Source organism: Streptomyces sp. CB00316 (genome assembly GCF_001905595.1).
In the GTDB taxonomy this organism is placed as follows: domain Bacteria; phylum Actinomycetota; class Actinomycetes; order Streptomycetales; family Streptomycetaceae; genus Streptomyces.
The window spans coordinates 274,993-301,519 of sequence record NZ_LIXI01000007.1 but is presented as its reverse complement, the minus strand read 5'-3'; the positions used below and the strand labels follow the sequence as shown (position 1 = coordinate 301,519).

The 26,527-nt window shown below is 70.5% G+C and carries 23 protein-coding genes and 1 pseudogene; 18 read left to right on the top strand and 6 right to left on the bottom strand.

Annotation, left to right across the window (positions count from 1 at the left end):
* From AMK21_RS21735 to AMK21_RS21675, 12 genes are all read left to right on the top strand, one after another.
* On the top strand, nucleotides 1-1,422 hold the full coding sequence (locus AMK21_RS21735) for a UDP-N-acetylmuramoyl-tripeptide--D-alanyl-D-alanine ligase (RefSeq protein WP_073880427.1): 1,422 nt from the start codon (nucleotides 1-3) through the stop codon (nucleotides 1,420-1,422).
* Nucleotides 1,419-2,489 (top strand): phospho-N-acetylmuramoyl-pentapeptide-transferase, encoded by a 1,071-nt coding sequence (gene mraY, locus AMK21_RS21730; RefSeq protein WP_073880425.1) that lies wholly within the window; start codon nucleotides 1,419-1,421, stop codon nucleotides 2,487-2,489. The genes AMK21_RS21735 and mraY overlap by 4 nt, the downstream gene beginning before the upstream one ends.
* On the top strand, nucleotides 2,471-3,913 hold the full coding sequence (gene murD, locus AMK21_RS21725) for a UDP-N-acetylmuramoyl-L-alanine--D-glutamate ligase (protein WP_199863252.1): 1,443 nt from the start codon (nucleotides 2,471-2,473) through the stop codon (nucleotides 3,911-3,913). Before mraY ends, murD begins: the two co-directional genes overlap by 19 nt.
* A gap of 61 nt (nucleotides 3,914-3,974) precedes the next feature.
* On the top strand, nucleotides 3,975-5,303 hold the full coding sequence (ftsW, locus tag AMK21_RS21720; RefSeq protein WP_073880421.1) for a putative lipid II flippase FtsW: 1,329 nt from the start codon (nucleotides 3,975-3,977) through the stop codon (nucleotides 5,301-5,303).
* A gap of 6 nt (nucleotides 5,304-5,309) precedes the next feature.
* On the top strand, nucleotides 5,310-6,404 hold the full coding sequence (gene murG / locus AMK21_RS21715) for an undecaprenyldiphospho-muramoylpentapeptide beta-N-acetylglucosaminyltransferase (RefSeq protein WP_073880419.1): 1,095 nt from the start codon (nucleotides 5,310-5,312) through the stop codon (nucleotides 6,402-6,404).
* A gap of 49 nt (nucleotides 6,405-6,453) precedes the next feature.
* Nucleotides 6,454-7,248, top strand: coding sequence for a cell division protein FtsQ/DivIB (locus AMK21_RS21710; protein ID WP_073880417.1), 795 nt, complete (start codon nucleotides 6,454-6,456; stop codon nucleotides 7,246-7,248).
* 276 nt (nucleotides 7,249-7,524) lie between these two features.
* On the top strand, nucleotides 7,525-8,748 hold the full coding sequence (gene ftsZ, locus AMK21_RS21700) for a cell division protein FtsZ (protein ID WP_073880413.1): 1,224 nt from the start codon (nucleotides 7,525-7,527) through the stop codon (nucleotides 8,746-8,748).
* Nucleotides 8,745-9,485 carry a peptidoglycan editing factor PgeF gene (gene pgeF / locus AMK21_RS21695; RefSeq protein ID WP_073880411.1) on the top strand — a complete coding sequence of 247 codons (741 nt, stop codon included), beginning with the start codon at nucleotides 8,745-8,747 and terminating at the stop codon, nucleotides 9,483-9,485. Before ftsZ ends, pgeF begins: the two co-directional genes overlap by 4 nt.
* A 6-nt stretch (nucleotides 9,486-9,491) precedes the next feature.
* On the top strand, nucleotides 9,492-10,211 hold the full coding sequence (locus tag AMK21_RS21690; protein ID WP_073880409.1) for a YggS family pyridoxal phosphate-dependent enzyme: 720 nt from the start codon (nucleotides 9,492-9,494) through the stop codon (nucleotides 10,209-10,211).
* A gap of 126 nt (nucleotides 10,212-10,337) precedes the next feature.
* Nucleotides 10,338-10,961: a cell division protein SepF gene (locus AMK21_RS21685; RefSeq protein ID WP_073880407.1), complete on the top strand. Its 624-nt coding sequence runs from the start codon at nucleotides 10,338-10,340 to the stop codon at nucleotides 10,959-10,961.
* Nucleotides 10,962-11,033: 72 nt separating this feature from the next.
* Entirely contained in the window at nucleotides 11,034-11,318 is a 285-nt protein-coding gene (locus AMK21_RS21680) for a YggT family protein (protein WP_006123846.1), read from the top strand.
* Between the two features lie 49 nt (nucleotides 11,319-11,367).
* On the top strand, nucleotides 11,368-12,522 hold the full coding sequence (locus tag AMK21_RS21675) for a DivIVA domain-containing protein (RefSeq protein WP_073880406.1): 1,155 nt from the start codon (nucleotides 11,368-11,370) through the stop codon (nucleotides 12,520-12,522).
* Between the two features lie 275 nt (nucleotides 12,523-12,797).
* Here AMK21_RS21675 and ileS read toward each other — a convergent pair whose 3' ends face one another.
* A complete protein-coding gene (ileS, locus tag AMK21_RS21670; protein ID WP_073880404.1) occupies nucleotides 12,798-15,941 on the bottom strand; it encodes an isoleucine--tRNA ligase in 3,144 nt (1,047 codons plus the stop codon).
* 575 nt (nucleotides 15,942-16,516) lie between these two features.
* On the opposite strand from ileS, the gene AMK21_RS21665 reads away from it, so the two are divergent.
* The 5 genes and pseudogenes from AMK21_RS21665 to AMK21_RS21645 form a co-directional block, all read left to right on the top strand.
* Complete coding sequence (locus AMK21_RS21665) at nucleotides 16,517-17,329, top strand: TraR/DksA family transcriptional regulator (protein WP_073880402.1); 813 nt, start codon at nucleotides 16,517-16,519, stop codon at nucleotides 17,327-17,329.
* A gap of 58 nt (nucleotides 17,330-17,387) precedes the next feature.
* The gene (lspA, locus tag AMK21_RS21660) at nucleotides 17,388-17,978 is read left to right on the top strand and encodes a signal peptidase II (protein ID WP_073880400.1); all 591 of its coding nucleotides are present in this window, start codon (nucleotides 17,388-17,390) and stop codon (nucleotides 17,976-17,978) included.
* A gap of 49 nt (nucleotides 17,979-18,027) precedes the next feature.
* Nucleotides 18,028-18,969, top strand: a complete 942-nt coding sequence (locus tag AMK21_RS21655) for an RluA family pseudouridine synthase (protein ID WP_073880398.1) — start codon at nucleotides 18,028-18,030, stop codon at nucleotides 18,967-18,969.
* Complete coding sequence (locus tag AMK21_RS21650; protein WP_073880396.1) at nucleotides 18,966-19,451, top strand: GNAT family N-acetyltransferase; 486 nt, start codon at nucleotides 18,966-18,968, stop codon at nucleotides 19,449-19,451. Before AMK21_RS21655 ends, AMK21_RS21650 begins: the two co-directional genes overlap by 4 nt.
* Nucleotides 19,452-19,633: 182 nt before the next feature.
* A pseudogene (locus AMK21_RS21645) lies at nucleotides 19,634-19,822 on the top strand (Na+/H+ antiporter); the annotation flags it as partial.
* 15 nt (nucleotides 19,823-19,837) lie between these two features.
* On the opposite strand, the gene AMK21_RS21640 reads toward AMK21_RS21645, so the two are convergent.
* Complete coding sequence (locus AMK21_RS21640) at nucleotides 19,838-20,989, bottom strand: mechanosensitive ion channel family protein (RefSeq protein ID WP_073880394.1); 1,152 nt, start codon at nucleotides 20,987-20,989, stop codon at nucleotides 19,838-19,840.
* A gap of 37 nt (nucleotides 20,990-21,026) precedes the next feature.
* Here AMK21_RS21640 and AMK21_RS21635 point away from each other — a divergent pair, with 37 nt between their 5' ends.
* Entirely contained in the window at nucleotides 21,027-21,605 is a 579-nt protein-coding gene (locus AMK21_RS21635) for a dienelactone hydrolase family protein (RefSeq protein ID WP_073880392.1), read from the top strand.
* Between the two features lie 22 nt (nucleotides 21,606-21,627).
* Here AMK21_RS21635 and AMK21_RS21630 read toward each other — a convergent pair whose 3' ends face one another.
* The 4 genes from AMK21_RS21630 to AMK21_RS21615 all read right to left on the bottom strand — a co-directional run bounded on the left by AMK21_RS21630 (nucleotide 21,628) and on the right by AMK21_RS21615 (nucleotide 26,461).
* Nucleotides 21,628-23,313 carry an alkaline phosphatase D family protein gene (locus AMK21_RS21630; protein ID WP_073880390.1) on the bottom strand — a complete coding sequence of 562 codons (1,686 nt, stop codon included), beginning with the start codon at nucleotides 23,311-23,313 and terminating at the stop codon, nucleotides 21,628-21,630.
* A gap of 133 nt (nucleotides 23,314-23,446) precedes the next feature.
* The gene (locus AMK21_RS21625; RefSeq protein ID WP_073880388.1) at nucleotides 23,447-24,262 is read right to left on the bottom strand and encodes a DsbA family protein; all 816 of its coding nucleotides are present in this window, start codon (nucleotides 24,260-24,262) and stop codon (nucleotides 23,447-23,449) included.
* A 61-nt stretch (nucleotides 24,263-24,323) separates the two neighbouring features.
* Nucleotides 24,324-25,055, bottom strand: coding sequence for a hypothetical protein (locus AMK21_RS21620; RefSeq protein WP_073880386.1), 732 nt, complete (start codon nucleotides 25,053-25,055; stop codon nucleotides 24,324-24,326).
* An 80-nt stretch (nucleotides 25,056-25,135) separates the two neighbouring features.
* Nucleotides 25,136-26,461 (bottom strand): DUF2252 domain-containing protein, encoded by a 1,326-nt coding sequence (locus tag AMK21_RS21615; RefSeq protein ID WP_073880384.1) that lies wholly within the window; start codon nucleotides 26,459-26,461, stop codon nucleotides 25,136-25,138.
* Nucleotides 26,462-26,527 lie beyond the last annotated feature (66 nt).

Below are 26,527 nucleotides of genomic sequence, written 5' to 3'. Positions count from 1 at the left end.
GTGATCACCCTTTCCCTCGCCGAGATCGCCGAAATCGTCGGCGGGCAGCCGCACGACATACCGGACCCGGCAGTCACCGTCACCGGCCCCGTCGTCATCGACTCCCGCGAAGTCGGACCCGGCAGCCTGTTCGCCGCGTTCGCCGGCGAGCGCGTGGACGGCCACGACTACGCGCAGCGCGCCGTCGAGGCGGGCGCGGCAGCCGTCCTGGCCGCCCGCCCCGTCGGCGTTCCCGCGATCGTCGTGGACGACGTCGTCGGCGCGCTCGGCGCGCTCGCCCGTACCGTCGTCGAGCGCCTCGGGACCACCGTCGTCGCGCTCACCGGCTCCGCGGGCAAGACGTCCACCAAGGACCTGATCGCGCAGCTCCTGCAGCGCAAGGCCCCCACGGTCTGGACGCCGGGCTCCCTCAACAACGAGATCGGTCTGCCGCTCACCGCGCTGCGCGCCACCTCCGAGACCCAGCACCTGGTCCTGGAGATGGGCGCCCGCGGCATCGGGCACATCCACTACCTCGCCGACCTCACCCCGCCCCGCGTCGGCCTGGTCCTCAACGTCGGCTCCGCCCACCTCGGGGAGTTCGGCAGCCGGGAGGCGATCGCCCAGGCCAAGGGCGAACTGGTCGAGGTGCTCCCCGAGGACGGCTGCGCCGTGCTCAACGCCGACGACCACCTCGTACGCGCGATGGCTTCGCGCACCAAGGCCCGGGTTCTGCTCTTCGGAGAAGCCCCGGATGCGGACGTACGGGGCGAGAAGGTCCGCATGACCCCCGACGGGCGGCCCGCGTTCGAGCTCCACACACCCACCGGGTGCAGCGACGTGACCTTGCGCCTGTACGGTGAGCACCACGTGTCGAACGCGCTCGCCGCGGCCGCCGTCGCCCATGAGTTGGGCATGTCCGTGACCGAGATCGCCGAGGCGCTCTCGGAGGCGGGCACCCTCTCCCGCTGGCGCATGGAGGTCACCGAGCGTCCGGACGGTGTGACGGTCGTCAACGACGCCTACAACGCGAACCCCGAATCCATGAGAGCCGCACTGCGTGCGCTGGCTGCCATGGGCCAGGCCCGAGCGGCCGACGGGGGACGCACCTGGGCGGTGCTCGGTCAGATGGCCGAGCTCGGTGACGCGTCGCTCGCCGAGCACGACGCGGTCGGACGGCTCGCCGTCCGGCTCAACGTCAGCAAGCTCGTCGCTGTCGGGGGGAGAGAAGCCTCCTGGCTGCAACTGGGCGCATATAACGAGGGTTCGTGGGGTGAGGAGTCGGTGCACGTGTCCGACGCACAGGCGGCCGTCGACCTGCTGCGCAGTGAACTGCGCCCGGGAGACGTCGTGCTGGTGAAGGCGTCCCGGTCGGTCGGCCTGGAGAAGGTCGCCCAGGCACTGCTGGAGAACTCGACCGAGGGCGAGGTCGCCGGCCGATGAGGCAGATCCTCTTCGCGGGGGCCATCGGGCTCTTCCTGACCCTGGTCGGTACCCCGCTGCTGATCAAGCTGCTGGCCCGCAAGGGATACGGGCAGTTCATCCGGGACGACGGCCCGCGCACGCACGGCAGCAAGAAGGGCACGCCCACGATGGGCGGCATCGCCTTCATCCTGGCGACGATCATCGCGTACCTCCTGGCGAAGGTGATCACCGGCGAGGACATCCGGTACTCCGGCATCCTCGTGCTGTTCCTGATGGCCGGGATGGGCCTCGTCGGCTTCCTCGACGACTACATCAAGATCGTCAAGCAGCGTTCGCTGGGTCTGCGGGCCAAGGCGAAGATGGCCGGCCAGCTGATCGTCGGTATCGCCTTCGCGGTGCTCTCGCTCCAGTTCGCGGACTCCCGGGGCAACACCCCCGCCTCCACCCGGCTCTCCTTCGTGGAGGACTTCGGCTGGTCGATCGGCCCGGTGCTGTTCTGCGTCTGGGCGCTGTTCATGATCCTCGCCATGTCCAACGGCGTGAACCTCACGGACGGGCTCGACGGACTGGCCACCGGCGCCTCGGTGATGGTCTTCGGCGCCTACACGTTCATCGGCCTCTGGCAGTTCCAGGAGTCCTGCGCCAACGCGGACAACCTGACCAACCCCAGCGCCTGTTTCGAGGTACGCGACCCACTCGACCTCGCCGTCGTCGCCGCCGCCCTGATGGGCGCCTGCTTCGGCTTCCTGTGGTGGAACACATCGCCCGCCAAGATCTTCATGGGCGACACCGGATCGCTCGCCCTCGGCGGCGCCCTCGCGGGCCTCGCGATCCTGTCCCGCACCGAGTTCCTGCTCGCCATCCTCGGCGGCCTCTTCGTGATGATCACCATGTCCGTGGTCATCCAGGTCGGCTCGTTCAAGATGACCGGCAAGCGGGTCTTCCGGATGGCACCGCTCCAGCACCACTTCGAACTCAAGGGGTGGTCCGAAGTCCTTGTCGTGGTCCGCTTCTGGATCATCCAGGGCATGTGCGTGATCGTCGGCCTCGGCCTCTTCTACGCGGGATGGGCAGCCAAGAAGTGAGCACCGTGGACTGGCAGGGCAAGCACGTCACCGTCGCCGGGCTCGGCGTCAGCGGCATCCCCGCGGCCCGCGCCCTGCACGAGCGCGGCGCGCTCGTCACCGTCGTCAACGACGGCGACGACGAGCGCGCCCGCGCGCAGGCGGCCGAACTGGAGGCGCTCGGCATCACCGTGCGCCTCGGCGACGGTGCCACCCTGCCGCCGTCCACGGAACTCGTCGTCACCGCCCCCGGCTGGCAGCCGGACAAGCCGCTCTTCCTGGCTGCCGCCGAGGCGGGCGTCGACATCTGGGGCGACGTCGAACTCGCCTGGCGGCTGCGCGGCACGAACGGCCGCAAGGCCGCCCCCTGGCTCGCCGTCACCGGCACCAACGGCAAGACCACCACCGTACGGATGCTGGCCTCGATCCTTCAGGCGGCGGGCCTGCGCACCGCGGCGGTCGGCAACATCGGCGTATCGCTGCTGGACGCGGTGCTCGGCGAGCAGGAGTACGACGTCCTCGCCGTCGAACTCTCCAGCTACCAGCTGCACTGGGCGCCCTCCCTGCGCGCCCACTCCGCCGCCGTCCTCAACCTCGCCCCGGACCACCTCGACTGGCACGGCTCGATGGAGGCGTACGCCGCCGACAAGGGCCGCGTCTACGAGGGCAACACCGTCGCCTGCGTCTACAACGCGGCCGACCCCGCCACCGAGGACCTCGTCCGCGAGGCCGATGTCGAGGAGGGCTGCCGTGCCATCGGCTTCACCCTCGGCACCCCCGGTCCCTCACAGCTCGGGGTGGTCGACGGCATCCTCGTCGACCGGGCCTTCGTGAAGAACCGCCAGAAGCAGGCCCAGGAGCTGGCCGAGGTCTCCGACGTGAACCCGCCGGCGCCGCACAACATCGCCAACGCGCTGGCCGCCGCCGCCCTCGCCCGCGCCTTCGGCGTGGAGCCGGCCGCAGTCCGCGACGGGCTGCGGAGCTTCCGCCCCGACGCCCATCGCATCGAACACGTCGCGGACATCGCCGAGGTCGCCTACGTCGACGACTCCAAGGCCACCAACACCCACGCCACCGAGGCCTCCCTCGCCGCCTACGACTCCATCGTCTGGATCGCCGGCGGTCTCGCCAAGGGCGCCACCTTCGACGAACTGGTCACCGGCGCGGCGAAGCGGCTGCGTGGGGTCGTGCTGATGGGCGCCGACCGCGCGCTGATCCACGAAGCCCTGACGCGACACGCCCCGGAAGTCCCGGTGGTCGACCTCGACCGGACCGACACTGGGGCGATGTCCGAGGCGGTGGAGCACGCCGCCCGGCTCGCGAGGCCGGGCGACACGGTACTGCTGGCCCCGGCCTGCGCCTCGATGGACATGTTCACCAACTACAACAAGCGGGGCGAGGCGTTCGCGGACGCGGTCCGCGCGCGCGCCGAGACGAGCGCCTGACCGACCGGGCTCCGACCCGGGGCCGAGCCCCCGGGCACGAGCAGTGGAGGGGACAGCGACAATGCCGGCCGAGAAGAGCTCCGCCGTACGCAGCCGTCGGCCGACGCCGCCCCGGGGCGCGGGACGCGGCTCCCCGGCCCCCCGGGCCCCACGCGGCGGCGTACGGCGCCTCTACGAGCAGGCACGCCGGGCCTGGGACCGCCCTCTGACCGCCTACTACGTGATCCTCGGCTCCAGCCTCCTGATCACCGTGCTGGGCCTGGTGATGGTCTACTCCGCCTCGATGATCCAGGCGTTGAACATCGACAAGTCGTCGACGTACTTCTTCGGCAAGCAGTTCGTCGCCGCCGTCATCGGGGGCGTGCTCATGCTGATCGCCTCCAGGATGCCGGTGAAGCTCCACCGCGCCCTGGCCTACCCGATGCTCATGATCACGGTCTTCCTGATGGTCCTGGTCCAGGTGCCGGGGATAGGGATCTCCCGCAACGGAAACCAGAACTGGCTCTACCTCGCCGGCCCGTTCCAGCTCCAACCCAGCGAGTTCGGCAAGCTCGCGCTGATCCTGTGGGGCGCCGACCTGCTCGCCCGCAAGCAGGACAAGCGGTTGCTGGCGCAGTGGAAGCACATGCTCGTCCCGCTCGTCCCGGTCGCCTTCATGCTCCTCGGGCTGATCATGCTCGGCGGCGACATGGGGACCGCGATCATTCTCACGGCGATCCTGTTCGGGCTGCTCTGGCTGGCCGGCGCCCCAACCCGGCTCTTCGCCGGAGTGCTCGGATTCGCCGCCGCCGTCGCGGTCCTGCTGATCTGGACCAGCCCCAACCGGATGTCCCGGCTCTCCTGCATGGGCATCATCGGCGAACCCGATCCGGACGACGGCTGCTGGCAGGCCGCGCACGGAATCTACGCTCTGGCCTCCGGCGGATGGTTCGGTTCCGGGCTGGGTGCGAGTGTGGAAAAATGGGGCCAACTCCCGGAACCGCACACCGACTTCATCTTCGCGATCACCGGTGAGGAACTGGGTCTGGCGGGGACGCTGTCCGTGCTCGCCCTGTTCGCGGCTCTAGGCTATGCGGGTATCCGCGTGGCCGGACGCACGGAGGACCCCTTCGTCAGGTATGCCGCGGGAGGCGTGACCACCTGGATCATGGCCCAGGCCGTGATCAACATCGGTGCGGTGCTCGGCCTGTTGCCGATCGCCGGTGTCCCGCTCCCGCTGTTCTCCTACGGAGGGTCCGCCCTGCTGCCGACGATGTTCGCGGTCGGGCTCATGATCGCCTTCGCGCGGAACGATCCCGCCGCGAAGGCGGCCCTGGCCATGCGGAGGCCCGGGGTGAGATGGAAGACGATGAGACGGCGCGTCAAGAAGCGTCCGTCCGGAGAGCGGTGAATTTCGGTGCATGTCGTACTCGCCGGCGGGGGGACCGCCGGACACATCGAGCCCGCGCTTGCCCTCGCAGACGCCCTGCGCAGGCAGGACCCGACCGTGGGAATCACTGCCCTCGGCACGGAGCGCGGTCTGGAGACCAGGCTCGTACCCGAGCGGGGGTACGAGCTCGCCCTCATCCCTGCCGTGCCGCTGCCCCGTAAGCCCACCCCCGAGCTGATCACCGTCCCGGGCCGGCTGCGCGGCACCATCAAGGCCGCCGAGCAGGTCCTGGAGCGCACAAGGGCGGACTGCGTGGTCGGCTTCGGCGGCTACGTCGCGCTGCCCGGCTACCTCGCCGCCAAGCGTGTCGGTGTGCCGATCGTGGTCCACGAGGCCAACGCCCGCCCGGGCCTCGCCAACAAGATCGGCTCCCGGTACGCCCACGGGGTCGCCGTCTCCACCCCGGACAGCAAGCTGCGCGGCGCCCGCTACATCGGCATCCCGCTGCGCCGCACCATCGCCACCCTGGACCGCGCCCGGGTCCGCCCGGAAGCCCGCGCCTCCTTCGGCCTCGACCCCAACCTGCCCACGCTGCTGGTCTCCGGCGGCTCGCAGGGCGCGCGCCACCTCAACGAGGTGGTCCAGCGGGTCGCGCCGCTGCTCCAGCGCTCCGGGATCCAGATCCTCCATGTGGTCGGCCCGAAGAACGAATTGCCGCGGATCGACAACATGCCCGGGATGCCGCCCTACATCCCGGTACCGTACGTGGACCGGATGGACCTCGCGTACGCCGCGGCCGACATGATGCTCTGCCGTGCGGGCGCGATGACCGTCGCCGAACTCTCCGCCGTCGGGCTCCCCGCCGCCTACGTCCCGCTGCCCATCGGCAACGGCGAACAGCGGCTGAACGCCCAGCCGGTGGTCAACGCCGGCGGCGGCCTGCTGGTGGACGACGCGGCGCTGACCCCCGAGTGGGTGCAGGGCAACGTCCTGCCGGTGCTGTCGGATCCCCACCGGCTGTACGAAATGTCCCGTGCCGCGGCGGAGTTCGGCCGGCGCGACGCCGACGACCTGCTCGTCGGCATGGTGTACGAAGCGATTGCCTCCCGCCGCCAGGCGTGAGGCGGTGCGGACCCGGGGCGGGCGCCCCGGGTCCGGCGAAGGAGCGAGCGTGGCCGGACCGACGACCGCCCAGCGCGGCGCAGCGGGGCGTGCGGACACTCCCGCCCGCCCGCCGCACATCGGCCCCGAGGAGCGCCGGCTGAGCCGCCGCACGCTGCTGATCCTGATCGGCGTCGCGGCGGCCCTGCTCACCGCGTTCGTCATCTGGGTGCTGTACGGCTCCTCCTGGCTCCGCGTCGAACGCGTGACCGCCACCGGCACCGAGGTGCTGACCCGCGAAGAGGTGGAAGCGGTTGCCGCCGTACCCCTCGGGGCGCCACTGATCTCCGTGGACACCGGCGCGATGGAAGGCCGGTTGCTCCAGAAGCTGCCACGTATCGACTCCGTGGATGTCGTGCGGTCCTGGCCGCACGGCATCAGCCTTAAGGTGGCGGAACGCAAGCCGGTCCTTCTGGTGGAAAAGGGTGCGAAGTTCGTCGAAGTCGACGGAACGGGCTCCCGTTTCGCCACGGTGGACCGGGCACCCGAGGGTGTGCCGCTGCTGGAGCTGAGGCCGGAACGGTCCGCGAGTCTGCGCAGGTTCGACAGCGACCGCCTGTCGGCGGAAGCCGTGCTGGTCGCGGGCGAGCTGCCGAAGCGTCTCGTGAAAGAGGTCAAGGCGGTGCGGATCACCTCGTACGACGGGATCTCCTTGCGGCTCACCCGTGGCCGGACGGTGATCTGGGGCAGTAGTGAGGACGGGCCGGTGAAGGCGCGTGTTCTCGCCGCCCTCATGAAGGCGGACCCCAAAGCGGGACAGTTCGACGTGAGTGTCCCCAGCGCCCCTGCGGTATCGGGGAGTTGACGTGCATTTGTGCTGGCCAGCACCCTGGTTGGTCAGCGCTACGGGTGATCACATAGGGTGAAAAGAAAAACGGGAGGTTCGGCGTGTTCGTTGAACGTGCGCCACTTGTCGACTTAGTGTCCTGTTCGGAAGAGTCCAGGAAGCAGACACACTGGTAACCCTAAAGTTGAACGTTAGGGTTTGGGTCGGCGTTCGGACCGTCCCCATCGACATCAGTCGTCGCCGCGGGTCCTCCGCAGAGCGACGACACGTAACTCGAGGCGAGAGGCCTTCGACGTGGCAGCACCGCAGAACTACCTCGCAGTCATCAAGGTCATCGGTGTCGGCGGCGGTGGTGTCAATGCCATCAACCGAATGATCGAGGTCGGTCTCAAGGGCGTCGAGTTCATCGCGATCAACACGGACGCACAAGCCCTGTTGATGAGCGACGCCGACGTCAAGCTCGACGTCGGCCGCGAACTCACCCGGGGCCTCGGCGCCGGGGCGAACCCGGCCGTCGGTCGTAAGGCGGCAGAGGACCACCGTGAGGAGATCGAGGAGGTCCTCAAGGGGGCCGACATGGTCTTCGTCACCGCCGGAGAGGGCGGCGGCACCGGCACCGGCGGCGCACCCGTCGTCGCCAACATCGCGCGCTCGCTCGGCGCCCTGACGATCGGTGTGGTCACCCGCCCGTTCACCTTCGAGGGCCGACGGCGCGCGAACCAGGCGGAGGACGGCATCGCCGAACTCCGCGAAGAGGTCGACACCCTCATCGTCATCCCCAACGACCGCCTGCTGTCCATCTCGGACCGCCAGGTCAGCGTGCTCGACGCCTTCAAGTCGGCCGACCAGGTCCTGCTCTCGGGTGTCCAGGGCATCACCGACCTGATCACCACGCCGGGCCTGATCAACCTCGACTTCGCCGACGTCAAGTCGGTCATGTCCGAGGCCGGATCGGCGCTCATGGGCATCGGCTCGGCGCGCGGCGACGACCGCGCGGTCGCGGCGGCGGAGATGGCGATCTCCTCGCCGCTCCTGGAGGCGTCCATCGACGGCGCCCGCGGCGTCCTGCTCTCCATCTCCGGCGGCAGCGACCTCGGTCTCTTCGAGATCAACGAGGCCGCCCAGCTGGTGAGCGAGGCGGCACACCCCGAGGCCAACATCATCTTCGGCGCCGTCATCGACGACGCCCTGGGTGACGAGGTGCGGGTCACCGTGATCGCGGCCGGATTCGACGGCGGACAGCCGCCGACCCGCCGGGAGAACACGCTGGGCGCGAACACGAACAAGCGGGAGGAGCCTGCCGCCCCGGCCAGGCCCTCCGCCGAGAGCGCGCGCCCGTCGGGCGGACTCGGTTCCGTACCTCCGCGCGAGGAGAGCCCGGCCCCGGCCGAGCCCGCCCCCGCGTCGGCTTCGAGCGAGGGCCCGCTGTCGCAGGTCTCTCCGCCGCACGTCCCGCCGGCCCGCCCCTACCAGGACGCCCAGGCCGAAGAGCTGGACGTACCGGACTTCTTGAAGTGATAGGTCAGCACCAGGCGGAACCCGTCACGGGCAGCGCTCATTTCGCCTTCACCGACCGGTGGGGCGGGGTGAGCGCCGCTCCGTACGGTGAGCTCAACCTCGGCGGCGCGGTCGGTGACGACCCCGCCGCCGTCGGCGCGAACCGCGAGCGCGCGGCCCGTCGGCTCGGCCTCGACCCGGCCTCGGTCGTCTGGATGAACCAGGTGCACGGCCGGGACGTGGCGGTCGTCGACGGACCCTGGGGCGCGGACGCGGAGATTCCGGCCGTGGACGCGGTGGTGACCACGCGGCGCGGACTGGCGCTCGCGGTCCTCACCGCCGACTGCACCCCCGTCCTCCTCGTCGATCCGGTCGCCCAAGTCGTCGGGGCGGCGCACGCCGGGCGGCCGGGACTGGTCGCCGGAGTCGTCCCCGCGGTGGTCGACGCGATGACCGCGCTGGGCGCACGCCCGTCCCGGATCACCGCGCACACCGGACCGGCCGTCTGCGGACGGTGTTACGAAGTGCCCGAGGAGATGCGGGCCGAGGTCGCCGACGCGGTCCCCGGTACCTGGTCCGAGACCAGCTGGGGGACCCCGGCGGTCGACGTCACCGGCGGGGTCCACGCCCAGCTCGCCGCTCTCGGGGTGAGCGACCTGCACCGTTCGCCGGTCTGCACCCGTGAATCGGGCGACCACTTCTCGTACCGCCGCGACCGCACCACCGGGCGGCTCGCCGGATATGTCTGGTTGGACTGATAGGGCATGACGGACCGTAAGGCTCAACTCGCGGCGAATCTCGCACAGGTGGAGGAAAGGATCACCTCCGCCTGCACTGCGGCCGGCCGCAAGCGCGAGGAAGTGACCCTGATCGTGGTCACCAAGACCTACCCCGCGAGCGATGTGCGGATGCTGCATGAACTCGGTGTGCGCCATGTCGCCGAGAATCGTGACCAGGACGCGGCACCGAAAGCCACCGCTTGTGCGGATCTTTCCCTGACATGGCATTTTGTCGGACAATTGCAGACGAACAAGGTTCGTTCTGTGACGAGTTATGCCGATGTCGTGCAGTCGGTCGACCGGCTCAAGCTGGTCACCGCCCTCTCGGGTGCCGCGGTCCGCGCGGAGCGCGAGCTCGGCTGTCTGATCCAGGTCGCCCTGGACGCGGAGAGCGGTGAGCGCGGTGAGCGCGGCGGCGTCGCGCCCGACGGGATCGAGGAGTTGGCGGCCGCGGTCGACGCGGCCGAGGGTCTGCGGCTCGACGGTCTGATGACCGTGGCGCCGCTGGCCGGACCGTTTGCCGGCAGGCAACGGGCCGCGTTCGACCGGCTCATGGAATTCGCCACCCGCCTGCGCGCCGGTCATCCGGCTGCCACCATGGTCTCCGCAGGTATGAGTGCGGACCTGGAGGACGCGGTGGCGGCCGGAGCGACACATGTACGCGTCGGTACGGCGGTACTCGGAGTCCGACCCGGGCTCGGGTAACGTCGCGAAGCAGGTCGGACCACAGCAGAAAATATGGTCATTCCCCAGCACGACGGGGCGGACCACAGTGGATCGCGGGCACTTGGTGACGAATGCCGATCCACCACAGAGCGGAGGACTCGGAGCATGGCCGGCGCGATGCGCAAGATGGCGGTCTACCTCGGCCTCGTGGAGGACGATGGGTACGACGGTCCGGGGTTCGACCCCGATGACGAATTCGAGCCTGAGCCGGAGCCCGATCGGCGACGGCATCAGCCCCCGCACCAGGTGGAACGCGAGCGCGAGCGGGAGCGCGAAAGGGGCGAACCGGTACGAGTGGTGCAGCCGCCCGCCCAGCGCGAGCCGGTTCAGCTCCCCGCGGAAAGCGGGCGACCCGCCCGAATCGCACCCGTGGCATCCATCACACCTGAACGCCCGAACATGGAGAAGAACGCACCGGTGATCATGCCCAAGGTCGTGTCCGAGCGGGAGCCGTACCGCATCACCACGCTGCACCCCAGGACCTACAACGAGGCCCGTACCATCGGGGAACACTTCCGTGAGGGCACTCCGGTGATCATGAATCTCACGGAGATGGACGATACGGACGCGAAGCGACTTGTCGACTTTGCCGCAGGACTCGTCTTCGGGCTCCATGGCAGCATTGAACGCGTGACGCAGAAGGTGTTCCTGTTGTCGCCTGCTAACGTCGATGTCACGGCGGAGGACAAGGCCCGCATCGCAGAGGGCGGATTCTTCAACCAGAGCTGAGAACACGACACCGGGAACAACCCGGCCGCGAGGCCGGAGCTACGAGAGCCAGGGGAGAGGGAAGCGCGAGACATGGGCGTCGCACTGGATGTGGTCTATATCGCGCTGATGTGTTTCCTCATCGTGCTGATCTTCCGGCTGGTCATGGACTACGTCTTCCAGTTCGCACGTTCATGGCAACCCGGCAAGGCGATGGTGGTCGTACTTGAGGCCACCTACACTGTCACCGATCCACCGCTCAAGCTTCTGCGGCGGTTCATTCCGCCGCTGCGTCTCGGGGGCGTGGCACTCGACCTGTCCTTCTTCGTTCTGATGATCATCGTCTACATCCTGATCAGCGTTGTGGTCAGGTTGTGAGCGATACGGTCTTGCCGACTGCCGACGACTACGTAGAGGTGAAGAAGAGATGCCGTTGACCCCCGAGGACGTGCGGAACAAGCAGTTCACGACCGTCCGCCTCCGAGAAGGCTATGACGAGGACGAGGTCGATGCCTTTCTCGACGAGGTCGAATCGGAGCTGACCCGTCTGCTCCGTGAGAACGAGGACCTGCGCGCCAAGCTGGCCGCCGCGACGCGCGCCGCCGCGCAGAACCAGCAACAGCAGCAACAGCAGCAGCAGGGTATGCGCAAGCCCCCGGAGCAGCAGGACCGCCCGGGTGCGCCCGTTCCCGCCGCCATATCTGGACCGCCGCAGCAGCAGCAGCCCCCGCAGATTGGTCCCCCCCAGCTGCCCGGTGGAGCTCCGCAGCTGCCTGCCGGTCCCAGCGGTCATGGCCCCCAGGGTGGCCACGGCGGCCCGCAGGGCCCGCACGGCCCCGGCCCGATGCAGGGCGGTCCCATGGGTGGCCCGATGGGCGGCCCCATGGGTCAGCACCCCCAGCAGCAGCAGATGCAGCAGATGCAGCAGCCGCAGATGCAGCAGCAGGGTCAGGCCCCCGGTGGCGACAGCGCCGCCCGTGTCCTCTCGCTCGCGCAGCAGACCGCCGACCAGGCGATCGCGGAGGCCCGTTCCGAGGCCAACAAGATCGTCGGCGAGGCGCGCAGCCGTGCCGAGGGCCTGGAGCGCGACGCCCGCGCCAAGGCCGACGCGCTGGAGCGGGACGCCCAGGAGAAGCACCGCGTGGCGATGGGCTCGCTGGAGTCGGCCCGCGCGACGCTGGAGCGCAAGGTCGAGGACCTGCGTGGCTTCGAGCGCGAGTACCGCACGCGGCTGAAGTCCTACCTGGAGAGCCAGCTGCGTCAGCTGGAGACCCAGTCGGACGACTCGCTCGCCCCGCCGCGGACGCCGGCGGCGGCCTCGCTGCCGCCGTCCCCCTCGCTGGCTCCGGCCGGTGCGGGTGCGATGGGTCACTCCATGGGCAGCTCCAACCACGGTGGCCACGGTGGCCAGCAGATGGGTGGCGGCCAGTCCATGGGCGGTGCGCCGTCGTACGGCGGGCAGCAGCAGATGTCGCCCGCGATGACGCAGCCGATGGCACCGGTTCGGCCTCAGGCGCCGCAGCCGATGCAGCAGGCGCCGTCGCCGATGCGTGGGTTCCTGATCGACGAGGACGACAACTGAGCGGATCGCGCTCGCTGAGCGCGTAGCCGTCGGCAGTCAAAGGGCCGGGCCCCGGGGTTTCCCCCGGGGCCCGGCCCTTTGGCGTGGGCGCCTGCGGCGGGCTGTTCCCCTGGGCTGGATTTTGCTGAGGACATCTTTCAGCCCCGTCGGCGTTTGAGGCGCGGGGATACGGAGGAGGACCCCTTGAGGTGGGTACGCGGAAGGGCCCGGCCGGGATGTGTCCGACGCTGTTGGTCGCGTCGGGATGTGTCCGGCCGGGCCCCAGGCGTAAGGACCTACTTCTTGCGCAGGCGGAACGTCAGCGCAAGGCCCTCGTCCTCGAACGGGGCACCGTACGTGTCGTCCGCCTCTCCCTCCGCGTAGTCCAGGGCCAGGACCTCGTCCGAGATCAGCGGGGCATGCTCCGTGAGGGCCTCCGCCGTCGCCGGGGACGTCGAGGTCCAGCGGACGGCGATGCGGTCCGCCACATCCAGACCGCTGTTCTTGCGGGCCTCCTGGATCAGGCGGATCGCGTCACGGGCCAGGCCCGCGCGGCGCAGCTCCGGGGTGATCTCCAGATCCAGGGCCACCGTCGCGCCCGCGTCCGAGGCGACCGACCAGCCCTCGCGCGGGGTCTCCGTGATGATGACCTCATCGGGGGTGAGGGTGACCTGCTCGCCCTCCACCTCCACCGACGCCGTACCCTCGCGCAGGGCGAGGGAGAGCGCCGCAGCGTCCGCGTTCGCGACCGCCTTGGCCACCGCCTGCACGCCCTTGCCGAACCGCTTGCCCAGCGCCCGGAAGTTCGCCTTCGCCGTCGTGTCGACCAGCGAGCCGCCGACCTCCGCGAGCGTGGCGAGGGATGTGATGTTCAGCTCCTCCGTGATCTGCGCTCGCAGATCGGCGGGGAGTGCGTCGAAGCCGCTCGCCGCCACCAGCGCCCGCGACAGCGGCTGGCGCGTCTTCACGCCCGACTCCGCGCGCGTCGCCCGGCCCAGCTCCACCAGGCGGCGCACCAGCGCCATCTGTGTGGAGAGGGTGGGGTCGATCGCCTCCAGGTCCGGCTCGGGCCAGGAGGCGAGGTGCACCGACTCCGGCGCGTCCGGAGTCACCGGGGCGATCAGGTCCTGCCAGACCCGCTCGGTGATGAACGGGACCAGCGGCGCCATCAGCCGGGTCACCGTCTCGACGACCTCGTGCAGCGTGCGCAGGGCCGCCTTGTCGCCCTGCCAGAAGCGGCGGCGCGAGCGGCGTACGTACCAGTTGGAGAGGTCGTCGACGAACGCCGAGAGCAGCTTGCCGGCGCGCTGGGTGTCGTAGCCCTCCATCGCGAGCGTCATCTGGTCGACCAGCGCGTTGAGTTCGCTGAGCAGCCAGCGGTCCAGGACCGTGCGGTCCGCCGGGGCCGGGTCCGCTGCAGACGGGGCCCAGCCCGACGTGCGCGCGTACAGGGCCTGGAAGGCGACCGTGTTCCAGTACGTGAGGAGCGTCTTGCGGACGACCTCCTGGATCGTGCCGTGGCCCACCCGGCGTGCCGCCCACGGGGAGCCGCCCGCCGCCATGAACCACCGCACCGCGTCCGCCCCGTGCTGATCCATCAGCGGGATCGGCTGGAGGATGTTGCCCAGGTGCTTGGACATCTTGCGGCCGTCCTCGGCGAGGATGTGGCCCAGGCAGACCACGTTCTCGTAGGACGACTTGTCGAATACCAGCGTGCCTACCGCCATCAGCGTGTAGAACCAGCCGCGGGTCTGGTCGATGGCCTCCGAGATGAACTGCGCCGGGTAGCGGCTCTCGAAGACTTCCTTGTTCTTGTACGGGTAGCCCCACTGCGCGAACGGCATCGAACCCGAGTCGTACCAGGCGTCGATGACCTCCGGGACGCGGTACGCCTCCAGCTGGCAGTTCTCGTGCGTGCAGGTGAAGGTGATCTCGTCGATGAACGGGCGGTGGGGGTCGAGCGATGACTGGTCGGTGCCTGTCAGTTCGGTCAGCTCTGCTCGCGAGCCCACGCAGCTCAGGTGGTCGTCCTCGCAGCGCCAGATCGGCAGCGGTGTGCCCCAGTAGCGGTTACGGGACAGCGCCCAGTCGACGTTGTTGTTCAGCCAGTCGCCGAAGCGGCCGTTCTTGACCGAGTCCGGGTACCAGTTGGTCTTCTCGTTCTCCTGGAGGAGGCGGTCCTTGATCGCCGTCGTCCTGATGTACCAGGACGGCTGCGCGTAGTAGAGCAGCGCCGTGTGGCAGCGCCAGCAGTGCGGGTAGCTGTGCTCGAACGGGACGTGGCGGAAGAGCTTGCCGCGCGCGTCCAGGTCCGCGGTGAGTGCCTCGTCGGCCTTCTTGAAGAAGACGCCGCCGACCAGGGGGAGGTCTTCCTCGAAGGTGCCGTCGGGGCGGACCGGGTTGACCACCGGCAGGCCGTACGCACGGCAGACCAGGAGGTCGTCGGCGCCGAACGCGGGGGACTGGTGGACCAGACCCGTACCGTCCTCGGTCGTCACGTACTCGGCGTTGACCACGTAGTGCGCCTCGGCCGGGAAGTCGACCAGCGTGAACGGGCGCTCGTAGGTCCAGCGCTCCATCTCGGCACCGGTGAACGACTGACCGGTCACCTCCCAGCCCTCGCCCAGCGCCTTCTCCAGGAGGGGCTCGGCGACGACGAGCTTCTCCTCGCCGTCCGTCGCGACGACGTAACGGACCTCGGGGTGCGCGGCGACCGCCGTGTTGGAGACCAGGGTCCAGGGGGTGGTCGTCCAGACCAGGAGCGCCGCCTCGCCGGCCAGCGGGCCGGAGGTGAGGGGGAAACGGACGAAGACCGAGGGGTCGACGACCGTCTCGTAACCCTGGGCCAGCTCGTGGTCGGAGAGGCCGGTGCCGCAGCGCGGGCACCAGGGGGCGACGCGGTGGTCCTGGACCAGCAGGTCCTTGTTGAAGATCTCCTTCAGCGACCACCACACGGAGTCGACGTACTCCGGGTCCATCGTGCGGTACGCGTCGTCCAGGTCGACCCAGTACCCCATGCGGGTCGTGAGTTCGGCGAAGGCGTCGGTGTGCCGGGTCACGGACTCACGGCACTTGGCGTTGAACTCGGCGATGCCGAACGCCTCGATGTCCTTCTTGCCGTTGAAGCCCAGCTCCTTCTCGACCGCGAGTTCGACCGGCAGGCCGTGACAGTCCCATCCGGCCTTGCGGCCGACGTGGTAGCCCTGCATGGTGCGGAAGCGAGGGAAGACGTCCTTGAAGACGCGGGCCTCGATGTGGTGGGCGCCGGGCATGCCGTTGGCGGTGGGCGGGCCCTCGTAGAAGACCCACTCCGGGCGGCCCTCGGACTGGTCGAGGCTCTTGGCGAACACCTTGTTGTCCCGCCAGAAGTCGAGAACGGCGTGCTCCAGCGCGGGCAGGTCGACCTGGGCGGGTACCTGGCGGTACTGCGGCGATGTCATGTGCGGCTTCCTCCGGCGGACGTATTCCACTTCCGTCGGAGGGACGAGAGCGTCTGGGCTCCCGCGGTACCACCCTCCTTGGCCCCGGGCGTGTGCCCGTAGCCCCCTCATTGGGGTCGCGATGCCGGGTCTAGTGGCTTCGGCGCCCGTGGGTGGTGCCCGCGGTCCAAAGCGTTCTTCCGGCGGCTCCGGGGTGATCTTCACGACGCGCTCGCCCCCGGGCTCCCACCGTCCCCGGGTCGCTGCTGGCTGCGTACGGCGCTACTCGTCCCATCCATGCCTTTCGCTGCGCCCAGTGTACGGGCCCGGACGGCTGACGGCCGACCGGTTTACCCGGGGCCCGGGCGTGACCCGAATGGCGAGTCGGGGGCGTACGGGGTCGGCCGCGGGGGTGCGGGGGCGTCCGGGGGCTGGATTACCGGGCGGGGAGCTGGGAACAACGGATGCAGGCGCGCCGCGACCGGGTACGGGGAGGGGCGAAAGGGCGGCGTGCCCCGTTGCCGCGGGGCTGGGGCCGATTTATCGTCCCAGCACGATTCGCGTGCAAGATCACAATATGTGAAGGGGCCGCGGCCATGGTGGCGAAGAAGACGGCGGAAGAGACCGCGGCCGGGCAGAAGGCCGACGGGAAGCCACCGGCCGACGAGACGTCCGAGGACGGGACGGCTGCCGGGAAGGCGCCCGCGAAGAAGGCGCCCGCGAAGAAGGCGGCCGCCAGGAAGACCGCCGCGAAGAAGGCGCCTGCCAAGAAGGCGGCGGCGAAGAAGACCGCCGCCAAGAAGAGCACCACGAGCACCACGAGCAGCACCGCGAAGAAGAGCGCGGCCAAGAAGGCTTCGAAGACGGCCGCACAGACGGCCACGGGGGCGGCCCAGGCCGCCGAGGAGACGGGAGCCCACACGGTGGTAGCCAAGAAGAGCGCGAGTCGCCCCGCGGCCGGTCCGGACGAGGCGGCCGTGCCGCCGGCCCGGGGAGCCGCCGCGACCGCTCCCGGCGAACTGGCGGTACGGCCGGGGGAGGACCCCTGGACGCCCGAGGAGGTCACCGAGGCACGCACGCTGCTGACCAGCGAGATCATGCGCCTGCGCAGTGAGCTGGAGGCCTCGGGGGCGGCGCTCGCCGGGCTGATGCGGGACTCCGGCGACGGCGCGGGCGACGACGAGGCCGACACGGGCACCAAGAACATCACGCGGGAACACGAGCTGTCGCTCGCCGCCCACGCCCAGGAGACGCTGGAGCAGACCGAGCGGGCGCTCGCCCGGCTGGAGGCGGGGACCTACGGGCTGTGCGAGGTGTGCGGCAAACCGATCGGCAAGGCACGGATGCAGGCATTTCCCCGCGCCACCCTCTGCGTCGAGGACAAACAGAAGCAGGAGCGGCGCGGCTGACCCGTACAGGTGTGTCGTACCCTCGTCCTCAGTCAGGCACCTAGGTTGAGGGACTCACGTGGCAGAGGCGGAGCGCATCATCGGTACGCCGGACAATCCCGAGGCCGAGCACACGGACGAAGGCGGCTCCACGGCCGCCGACGCCGGGGTGAACGCGGGCACGGGCAAGCGCAAGATCCTGGCGCTCGTCGCCGTCTCCGTCGTCGCCTACCTGCTGGACCTGGTCACCAAGATGATCGTGGTCGCCAAGCTGGAGCACCAGCCGCCGATCGACATCATCGGTGACTGGCTCCAGTTCCGGGCGCTGCGCAACCCGGGGGCCGCGTTCGGGTTCGGCGAGGCGTTCACGGTGATCTTCACCATCATCGCCGCCGGCGTGATCGTGGTCGTGATCCGGCTGGCCCGCAAGCTCTACAGCCTGCCCTGGGCCATCGCCCTGGGACTGCTCCTGGGCGGTGCGCTCGGCAACCTCACCGACCGCATCTTCCGGGCGCCCGGTGTGTTCGAAGGGGCGGTGGTCGACTTCATCGCCCCCAAGCACTTCGCCGTCTTCAACCTCGCCGACTCCGCCATCGTGTGCGGCGGCATCCTCATCGTGGTCCTCTCCTTCAAGGGGCTGGACCCCGACGGGACCGTCCACAAGGACTGACCGGGGCCGGGCTGCGCGGGGAGTCTCCGGCGCAAGGCATACTCGACAGGTGAGTACGCACCCCGAGATCCGCACCCTGCCCGTACCGGACGGCCTGGAAGGCGAGCGCGTCGACGCCGCCATCTCCAGGATGTTCGGTTTCTCCCGCACCAAGGCCGCCGAGCTGGCCGCTGCCGGGAAGGTCCAGGTGGACGGTTCGGTGGCCGGCAAGTCCGAGCGCGTGCACGGCGGCGCCTGGCTGGAGGTCGAGATGCCCCAGGCACCCGCCCCCGTCCAGGTCGTGGCCGAGCCCGTCGAGGGCATGGAGATCGTCCACGACGACGACGACATCGTGGTCATCATGAAGCCGGTCGGCGTCGCGGCCCACCCCAGCCCCGGCTGGACCGGCACCACCGTCATCGGCGGCCTCGCCGCCGCCGGGTACCGCGTCTCGACGTCCGGCGCCGCCGAGCGCCAGGGCATCGTGCACCGTCTCGACGTCGGCACCTCCGGCCTGATGGTCGTCGCCAAGTCCGAGCGCGCCTACACCCTGCTCAAGGCCCAGTTCCGCGACCGGATCGTCGACAAGAAGTACCACGCGCTCGTCCAGGGCCACCCCGACCCGATGAGCGGCACCATCGACGCCCCCATCGGGCGCCACCCCACCCACGACTACAAGTGGGCGGTCACCGCCGAGGGCAAGCCGTCGGTGACCCACTACGACCTGATCGAGGCGTACCGCGCCGCCAGCCTCCTGGACATCAAGCTGGAGACCGGCCGCACCCACCAGATCCGGGTCCACATGTCCGCCCACCGCCACCCCTGCGTCGGCGATCTGACGTACGGCGCCGACCCGACCCTGGCCAAGCGGCTCGGGCTGACCCGGCAGTGGCTGCACGCGGTACGCCTGGGCTTCGAGCACCCGAGCGACGGCAGCTGGGTGGAGTTCTCCAGCACCTACCCGGCGGACCTCCAGCACGCCCTCGACACCATCGCCGCGGAGAGCCAGTGACCGCCGTGCCACCCCCGTACACCACCCGCAGGGCCGTCGCGGAGAGCGATCTCGCGGCCTGCTTCCAGGTGCGCAAGGAGGTCTTCGTCGGCGAGCAGAACGTGCCCGAGGAGATCGAGTACGACGCCTACGACCCGACCGCCGTGCATGTCCTGGCCGTGGCGGCCGACGGCACCGCGCTCGGTACGGGGCGGCTGCTGCACGGGGCCGACGCGGCCGGGAAGACCGGTGGCGACCTCACCGTCGGCTCGCTCGGCCGGCTCGCGGTGACGCGGCAGGCGCGCGGCCTCGGCGTCGGCGCGGCACTGGTGCGCGCCATCGAGGACGAGGCGGTCCGGCTCGGCCTGACCGCCGTTGACCTGCACGCGCAGACCCACGCCCTCGGCTTCTACGAGCGGCTCGGATACGTCGCGTACGGCCCCGAGTTCCCGGACGCGGGCATTCCGCATCGGGCGATGCGCCGGAGGACCGAATCTGCCTGATCCCGCCGTGCGGGGGGTCCCGGCCGTTCCGTGAACCGTGCGTGGCAGGGTGAAGGCCCTGCCCGACCGTCGACCCGGCCGGGCTCCTGACGGCCGCTCACCCCGGCCGGAGTAGCGGGCACGGCCGAGCCGTGATTTGGACGTCGGTCCGGTGAGAGCTCACCGGACGTACTTTCCGGGAGATCGTCGACGAGGAGCGGCGCGAGGCGTACGCGAAGCGGGCCGAGCGGTTCAAGGCGGTCAGCCGGGTCCAGCGGGAGATGATGTCGGCCGCCCGCCACGAGGTGCTCTCCGCGCGCTACGAGGCCGGCTCCGACCCCGAAGGCGTGGACCGGGTGCTGCCCTACCTGGACTTCCGCTCCCTGCGCTGAGGGCCCTCGCGGTTCTCAGCCGCGGCCCGTCCGGGGCGCCTTGGAGCCGTCCAGGTCGCGGAAGGGGCCGGACCCGTTGCGGCCGGGCCGGGGCCGCGCCCCCGTCAGCTCCGCCCACTGCTGGCCCGGCGGCAGCGCGGCGGGGGAGCTGGCGATGCGCGGCAGCGCGTACGGGTGGTGGTCGCGCAGCCAGCAGATCAACTGCTCGCGCACCGCGCACCGCACCGTCCAGATGTCGTCCGCGTCCTTCGCCGTGACCACCGCCCGCACCTGGATCGTGGTCGGGGTCGTGTCGGTGACGGCGAGGGACCAGTCCCGGCCGTCCCAGGCGGCGATGTCACCGAGGATGTCCCGCAGCTTCTTGCGCATCATGGCGATCGGCGCCGCGTGGTCCAGGTGGAAGAAGACCGTGCCGGTCATTTGGACCCCGCCGCGCGACCAGTTCTCGAACGGCTTGCTCGTGAAGTACGAGACCGGCATCGTGATCCGCCGCTCGTCCCAGGTCCGTACCGCCAGGAACGTCAGCGTGATCTCCTCGATGGTGCCCCACTCGCCGTCCACCACCACGGTGTCGCCGAGCCTGACCATGTCCCCGAAGGCGATCTGGAGCCCCGCGAAGAGGTTGCCGAGGGTCGACTGGGCAGCCACACCGGCGACGATGCCGAGCACACCGGCCGAGGCCAGCATCGAGGTGCCGACCCCGCGCATCGCCGGGAACGTCAGCAGCATCGCGGCGATGGCGACCACCGTCACCACCGCTATGACGACCCGCTGGATCAGCGTCACCTGCGTACGGACCCGCCGGACCCGGGCAGGATCGCGGGTGGACGTGGCATACCGGGCGTAACTGGACTCGACGACCGTCGCGGCGGCCCGCACCACCAGCCACGCCGAGGCGCCGATCAGCACCAGGGAGAGGGCCTGGCCGATCCCGGCCCGGTGCTCCCACACCCAGGCGATGCCCGACTGGCGGTAGCTGCCGCGCAGCAGCGCGGTGATGATCACCACTTGCAGCGGTGGCCGGCAGCGCCGCAGCAGACCCCACAGCGGGGTCTCGTGGTGGCGGCTGTCGGCCCTGCGCAGCAGCCGGTCGACCAGCCAGCCGATCAGCAGGGTGATCACCACGGATCCGCCGAAGACGATCAGCGGGCGCAGCACGTTCTCCATCGTCCGGTCCTCCAGGCATCGAGGCGCAACTGGCACCATGGGCCTCATGAACATCATGCTTTTCCACTCGACCTACGGGCTCACGCCCGCAGTGCACGCCGCGGCCGCACGTCTGAGGGACGCCGGCCACGAGGTGCGCGTGCCCGATCTCTTCGAGGGGCACACCTTTGACACGGTGGAGGAGGGCATGGCCTTCAAGGAGGAGGTCGGCAAGGAGGAGCTGCTGAGGCGCGCCGTGCTGGCCGCCGCGCCCTACTCCGATCAGGGGCTCGTCTACGCCGGTTTCTCCCTCGGCGCGGCGACCGCGCAGACCCTGGCGCTCGGCGACGCGAAGGCGCGCGGGCTGCTGCTGTTCCACGGCACCTCGGACATCGCCGAGAACGCGACGGTGGACGAGCTCCCCGTCCAGCTGCACGTCGCGGACCCGGACCCCTTCGAGTCCCACGACTGGCTGAACAGCTGGTACCTCCAGATGCAGCGCACCGGCGCGGACGTGGAGATCTACCGCTACCCCGGGGCCGGCCACCTGTTCACCGACCCCGATCTCCACGACTACGACCAGTCGGCCGCCGAGCAGACCTGGAAGGTCGCCCTCGGCTTCCTGGCCACGCTGTAGGGCCCTCGGGAGATTCGGTGCCTCAGAGCACCGGGCGGTCCACCCGCTCGACCCGCTGGGTGCCCCGGCGCGTCCGGTAGGAGCGGACCCAGGCGGAGGTGGCGTCCGCGGCCGTCTTGTCGGAGAGCACGTAGTAGTCCATCTGCGAGCGCTCGGCGGTGACGTCCAGGACGCCGTAGCCGTGCGAGTCCATGTCCACCCACTTCACATGGCGGTTGGCGGTACGGACGGCCGCCGACGCGGCCAGCGACACGGTCTGCGGCGCGACCCGCAGGATGTCGTCCAGGTTGTCCGAGGTCACCGACGTGACGACGAACTCCGTCGCCGCAGAGGGCGACAGCGGATACGTCGCCGCCCTCACCGGCACCTCACTGGCCCAGGCCATGTGGACGTCGCCGGTCAGGAACACCGTGTCGCTGATCCCCCGGTCCCGCAGATGCCCGATCAGCTCCTTGCGGTCGTCGGTGTACCCGTCCCACTGGTCGACGCTGAACGCCAGCCCCTCCTTCGGCAGCCCCAACAGCCCGGTGAGCGGCCCCAGCAGATGGGCGGGGAGCGCCCCGAAGGCGACCGGCGAGATCATCACCGACGTACCGACCAGCTTCCACACCGCGTCCGACCCGGCCAGACCTGCCTTCAGCCAGTCCAGCTGCGCCCGGCCGGTGATCGTACGCTCCGGGTCGTCCACCGAGCCGTTGCCGATGGACGCCTGCTCGGAACGGAAGCTCCGCAGGTCCAGCAGGTGCAGATCGGCCAGCCGCCCGAACCGCAGTCGCCGGTGGACGGTCCCCTCGGTGGAGGCACGGACCGGCATCCACTCGAAGTACGCCTGCTTGGCCGCCGCCACCCGCTGCGCCCACACTCCCTCCGTACCCGGGGTGTGGTTCTGCGCCCCGCCCGACCAGGCGTCGTTGGCGAACTCGTGGTCGTCCCAGATCGCGATCACCGGGTGGGCGGCGTGCAGCGCCTGGAGGTCGGTGTCGGTCTTGTAGGTGCCGTGCCGGAGGCGGTAGTCGGCCAGGTTCAGGATCTCGTGGGCGGGCCGGTGCTCACGCAGGGCCGCGCCCTGGGTCGGGTAGCCGCCGGTCGCGTACTCGTACAGGTAGTCGCCCAGGTGCAGCACCGCGTCCAGGTCGCCGCGGGCGGCGAGATGGCGGTACGCGGAGAACCAGCCGGCCTCCCAGTTGGCGCAGGACACCACGCCGAAGCGGAGCCCCGCCACGCTCGCCCCGTTGGCGGGCGCGGTGCGGGTGCGGCCGACGGGGGAGCGGACCTCGGTGCTCCCTCCGGCCCCGGCGCCCTCGCCGCCCGCCGTGAAGCGGAAGTAGTACGAGGTGGCCGGGCGCAGTCCGCGGACGTCGGCCTTCACCGTGTGGTCGGAGGCGGCCGAGGCGAGCGTCGTACCGCTCCCGGCTATCGCGGTGAACTCCCGGTCCTCCGCGACCTCCCAGCGCACCGGCGTATCGGCCCCGCGCCCCGAACCGGGCTCCGCGCCGGGCTCGGGGGTGACGCGGGTCCACAGCAGGACACCGTCGGGCAGCGGGTCACCGGAGGCGACCCCGTGCAGGAAGGCGGGCGCCAGGGCTGCGGCCCCCGATGAGGCGGAGGCGGATGTGGTGGCGGAGAGTACGGGAACGGCGGCGGCGGTCGCGGCGGCGGCCCGGACGACCGTGCGGCGGCTCGGCGAGGATATGTGTCGACTGGTCACGGCCGATCACCCTACTGGCGCGTACAGGGAACTGGCGGGCGAACAGAGGAAGTTCGCCCGCCCGTCGGGAAACGGTCGCCGGGAGGTGGCCCGTCGGGGACCGCTTGGGGGCGGTCCGGCCGCCCTGGAGGCGTTACGCCTTCAGGGCCTTGTCCACCGCCGCCGTGAAGTCGGTTGCCGTCATCGGCGCGTTGTCGGTGCCCTCGGCCGTGACCTTCTTGCCGTCCATCTTCAGCGTCGGCGTGCCCTGGACGTCGCTCTTGCCGAACGCATCGGACATCTTCATCGCCCAGGCGTCGTACGTACCGTCCTCGACGTCCTTCTGGAAGGCCTTGTTCCCCTTGAGCGCCTCCACGGAGTCGGCGACCTCGATGAGGTAGCTGTCCTTGGCGAACTTGTCGTCGCTCTCCTCCGGGTGGAACTTCGCGGAGTACAGCGCGGCCTTGTAGTCCATGAACGCCTCGGGGCTCACGTTCAGCGCGGCGCCGAGCGCGCTCAGGGCGTTCTTGGAGCCCTCACCGTTGTCGGTGTTGTCGATGAAGGTCGCACCGACGTACTTGACCTTGTACTTGCCGTCCTCGACGTCCTTCGCGAGGGTCTCGCCCACGCCCTGCTCGAACGTGGCGCAGACCGGGCAGCGGGAGTCCTCGTACAGCTCCAGGGTCTTCTTGGCGTCGGACTTGCCGATCACCACGGTGGTGCCGTCGGTGCCGGAGGTGTTCTTCGGCGCGCTGACGTTCTTCGCGTCGGCGGCGGCCTCCCATGCGTCCGGCTTGTTCAGCTGCATCACGCCGTAGCTGACGCCGCCCACGACGGCGAGGGCCGCGACGACCGAGACGGCCACGACGAACTGCTTGCGGGTCTTGTCCTTCCTGGCCTGGGCCTCGCGCTCGGCGCGCAGCCGCTCACGGGCGGCTGCCTTGTTCTGCTGCGTGTTGCGCTTGCTCATGATCGTTCTCCGTGGATGCGTGGGGAGTGGAAGGGTGCTGCTCGGCGCCGGCCGTCTGCCCTCAGGCAGCGGCGGCGTACGCGGTGAGCGGCGGCCCCCTCCGTCCCACGGAGTGCACGAGGAAGCGGGCCGGGCAGAGCGGGTGCGCGTGCCCGGCGACGCGGGGGAGAGGGGAAGCGGACCGGACGGTCCCGCGCACCACGGCGACCGCGGTGAGCAGCGGCCGGAACGCCACCAGGGCCGCCGTGCGCACCAGCCCCGCCAGCGCCGCCTCGCCACGCCGCAGCCAGGCGGCCGCGAGCAGTCCGACGGCCACATGGGCGGCGAGCAGCAGCCACGGCACGGCCGGACCGGGCTGCGCCAGCAGGGCCGCCGCGCGGTCGCCCGCACCCGCCACCCCGGCGAGCGGAGTGCCCACCGTGCCGACGCCCGCGAGGTGCGCCCCGGCCGCGCCGACCTCGCCGCCCCCGCAGAGCACGTCGAAGCCGACCGAGCGCAGGGGGCCCGCGATGGGCCCGCCGGCCGCCCCGTAACAGAGGTGCTGGCCTGTGGTGAAGAGCGTGTCGGCCACCAACTCCAGCGGGACGAGCAGTCCCGCGATGGCGCCGAAGCCGCGCTCCCGGCCGGCCAGCGCGTACGCGACGGCGAAGACGACCGCCGCGAGGAGCGCGACGGCGGTCAGCGGCAGCGGGACCCCGGAGAGCAGCACATGGGACGCCGTGGACAGGGTGACGACGAGCGCGGCGAAAAGCGCCGCGCGCACCACCCTGAGCTGCGTACCTGAGATGTCCATCGCCGGAAAGTGTGTCATGTGTGGAGGTAAGCGGACCTTAAAAGAAGCTGAGAGTCACAGCACGGCCAGGCGGGGAGGCCCTACAGGCCCGGGATCCGGCCGTTGCGGAAGAGATCCACGAAGATCTGGTGGTCCGCGCGGGCCCGGGCCCCGTAGCTGTGGGCGAAATCGACCAGCAGCTCGCCGAACCCCTCCTCGTCGGCCGCGATGGCCGCGTCGATCGCCCGCTCCGTGGAGAACGGCACCAGCGAGTGGCCGCTCTCGTCGTCCGCCGCCGCGTGCATGGTGGCCGTCGCCCGGCCCAGGTCGGCGACGACCGCCGCGATCTCGTCCACCTCGTCGATCTCGGACCAGTCCAGGTCGACCGCGTACGGCGACACCTCGGCGACCAGTTGGCCGGCGCCGTCCAGCTCGGTCCAGCCCAGCCACGGGTCCGCGTGCGCCTGGAGCGCGCGTTGCGAGATCACCGTGCGGTGCCCCTCGTGCTGGAAGTAGTCCCGCACGGCGGCGTCCGTGATGTGCCGGGAGGCCGCCGGGGTCTGCGCCTGCTTGAGGTAGATCACCACATCGTTCTCCAGGGCGTCGCTGTTGCCCTCCAGGAGGATGTTGTACGAGGGCAGCCCGGCCGAGCCGATGCCGATGCCCCGGCGTCCCACCACGTCCTTGACCCGGTAGGAGTCGGGGCGGGTCAGGCTGGACTCCGGCAGCGTCTCCAGATAGCCGTCGAACGCGGCCAGCACCTTGTACCGCGTGGCGGCGTCCAGGTCGATCGCGCCGCCGCCCTCCGAGAACCGGCGCTCGAAGTCCCGGATCACCGTCATCGAGTCCAGCAGCGAGAAGCGGGTCAGCGACCGGGCGGCGCGCAGCGCGTCCAGCAGCGGGCCCTCGGCGGTGTCCAGCGTGAAGGGCGGCACCTCGTCGTTCTTCGCGCCCGTCGCCAGCGCGTGGATCCGCTCCCGGTAGGCGGCGGCGAAGATCCGGACCAGGTCGGTGATCTGCTCGTCGGACAGCGCCTTGGCGTAACCGATCAGCGCCACGGAGGCGGCGAAACGCTTCAGGTCCCAGGTGAAGGGGCCCACGTACGCCTCGTCGAAGTCGTTGACGTTGAAGACGAGGCGGCCGTTGGCGTCCATGTAGGTGCCGAAATTCTCCGCGTGGAGATCACCGTGGATCCAGACCCGGCCCGTGCGCTCGTCCAGATACGGGCCGCCGCGCTGCTCCCGCTCCAGGTCGGTGTAGAACAGGCAGGCCGCGCCCCGGTAGAAGGCGAAGGCCGAGCCCGCCATCTTGCGGAACTTGACCCGGAAAGCGGCCGGGTCGGCGGTCAGCAGCTCCCCGAAGGCGGTGTCGAAAACGGCGAGAATCTGCTCCCCGCGCCGCGCTGCGCCGGTCTGCGTTTCCGACATTTCTTGCTGCCTCCTGCTGTCGTTGGCGTACCTGGCCGGACCCGGGTCCGGCCAGGTACGCGAGCG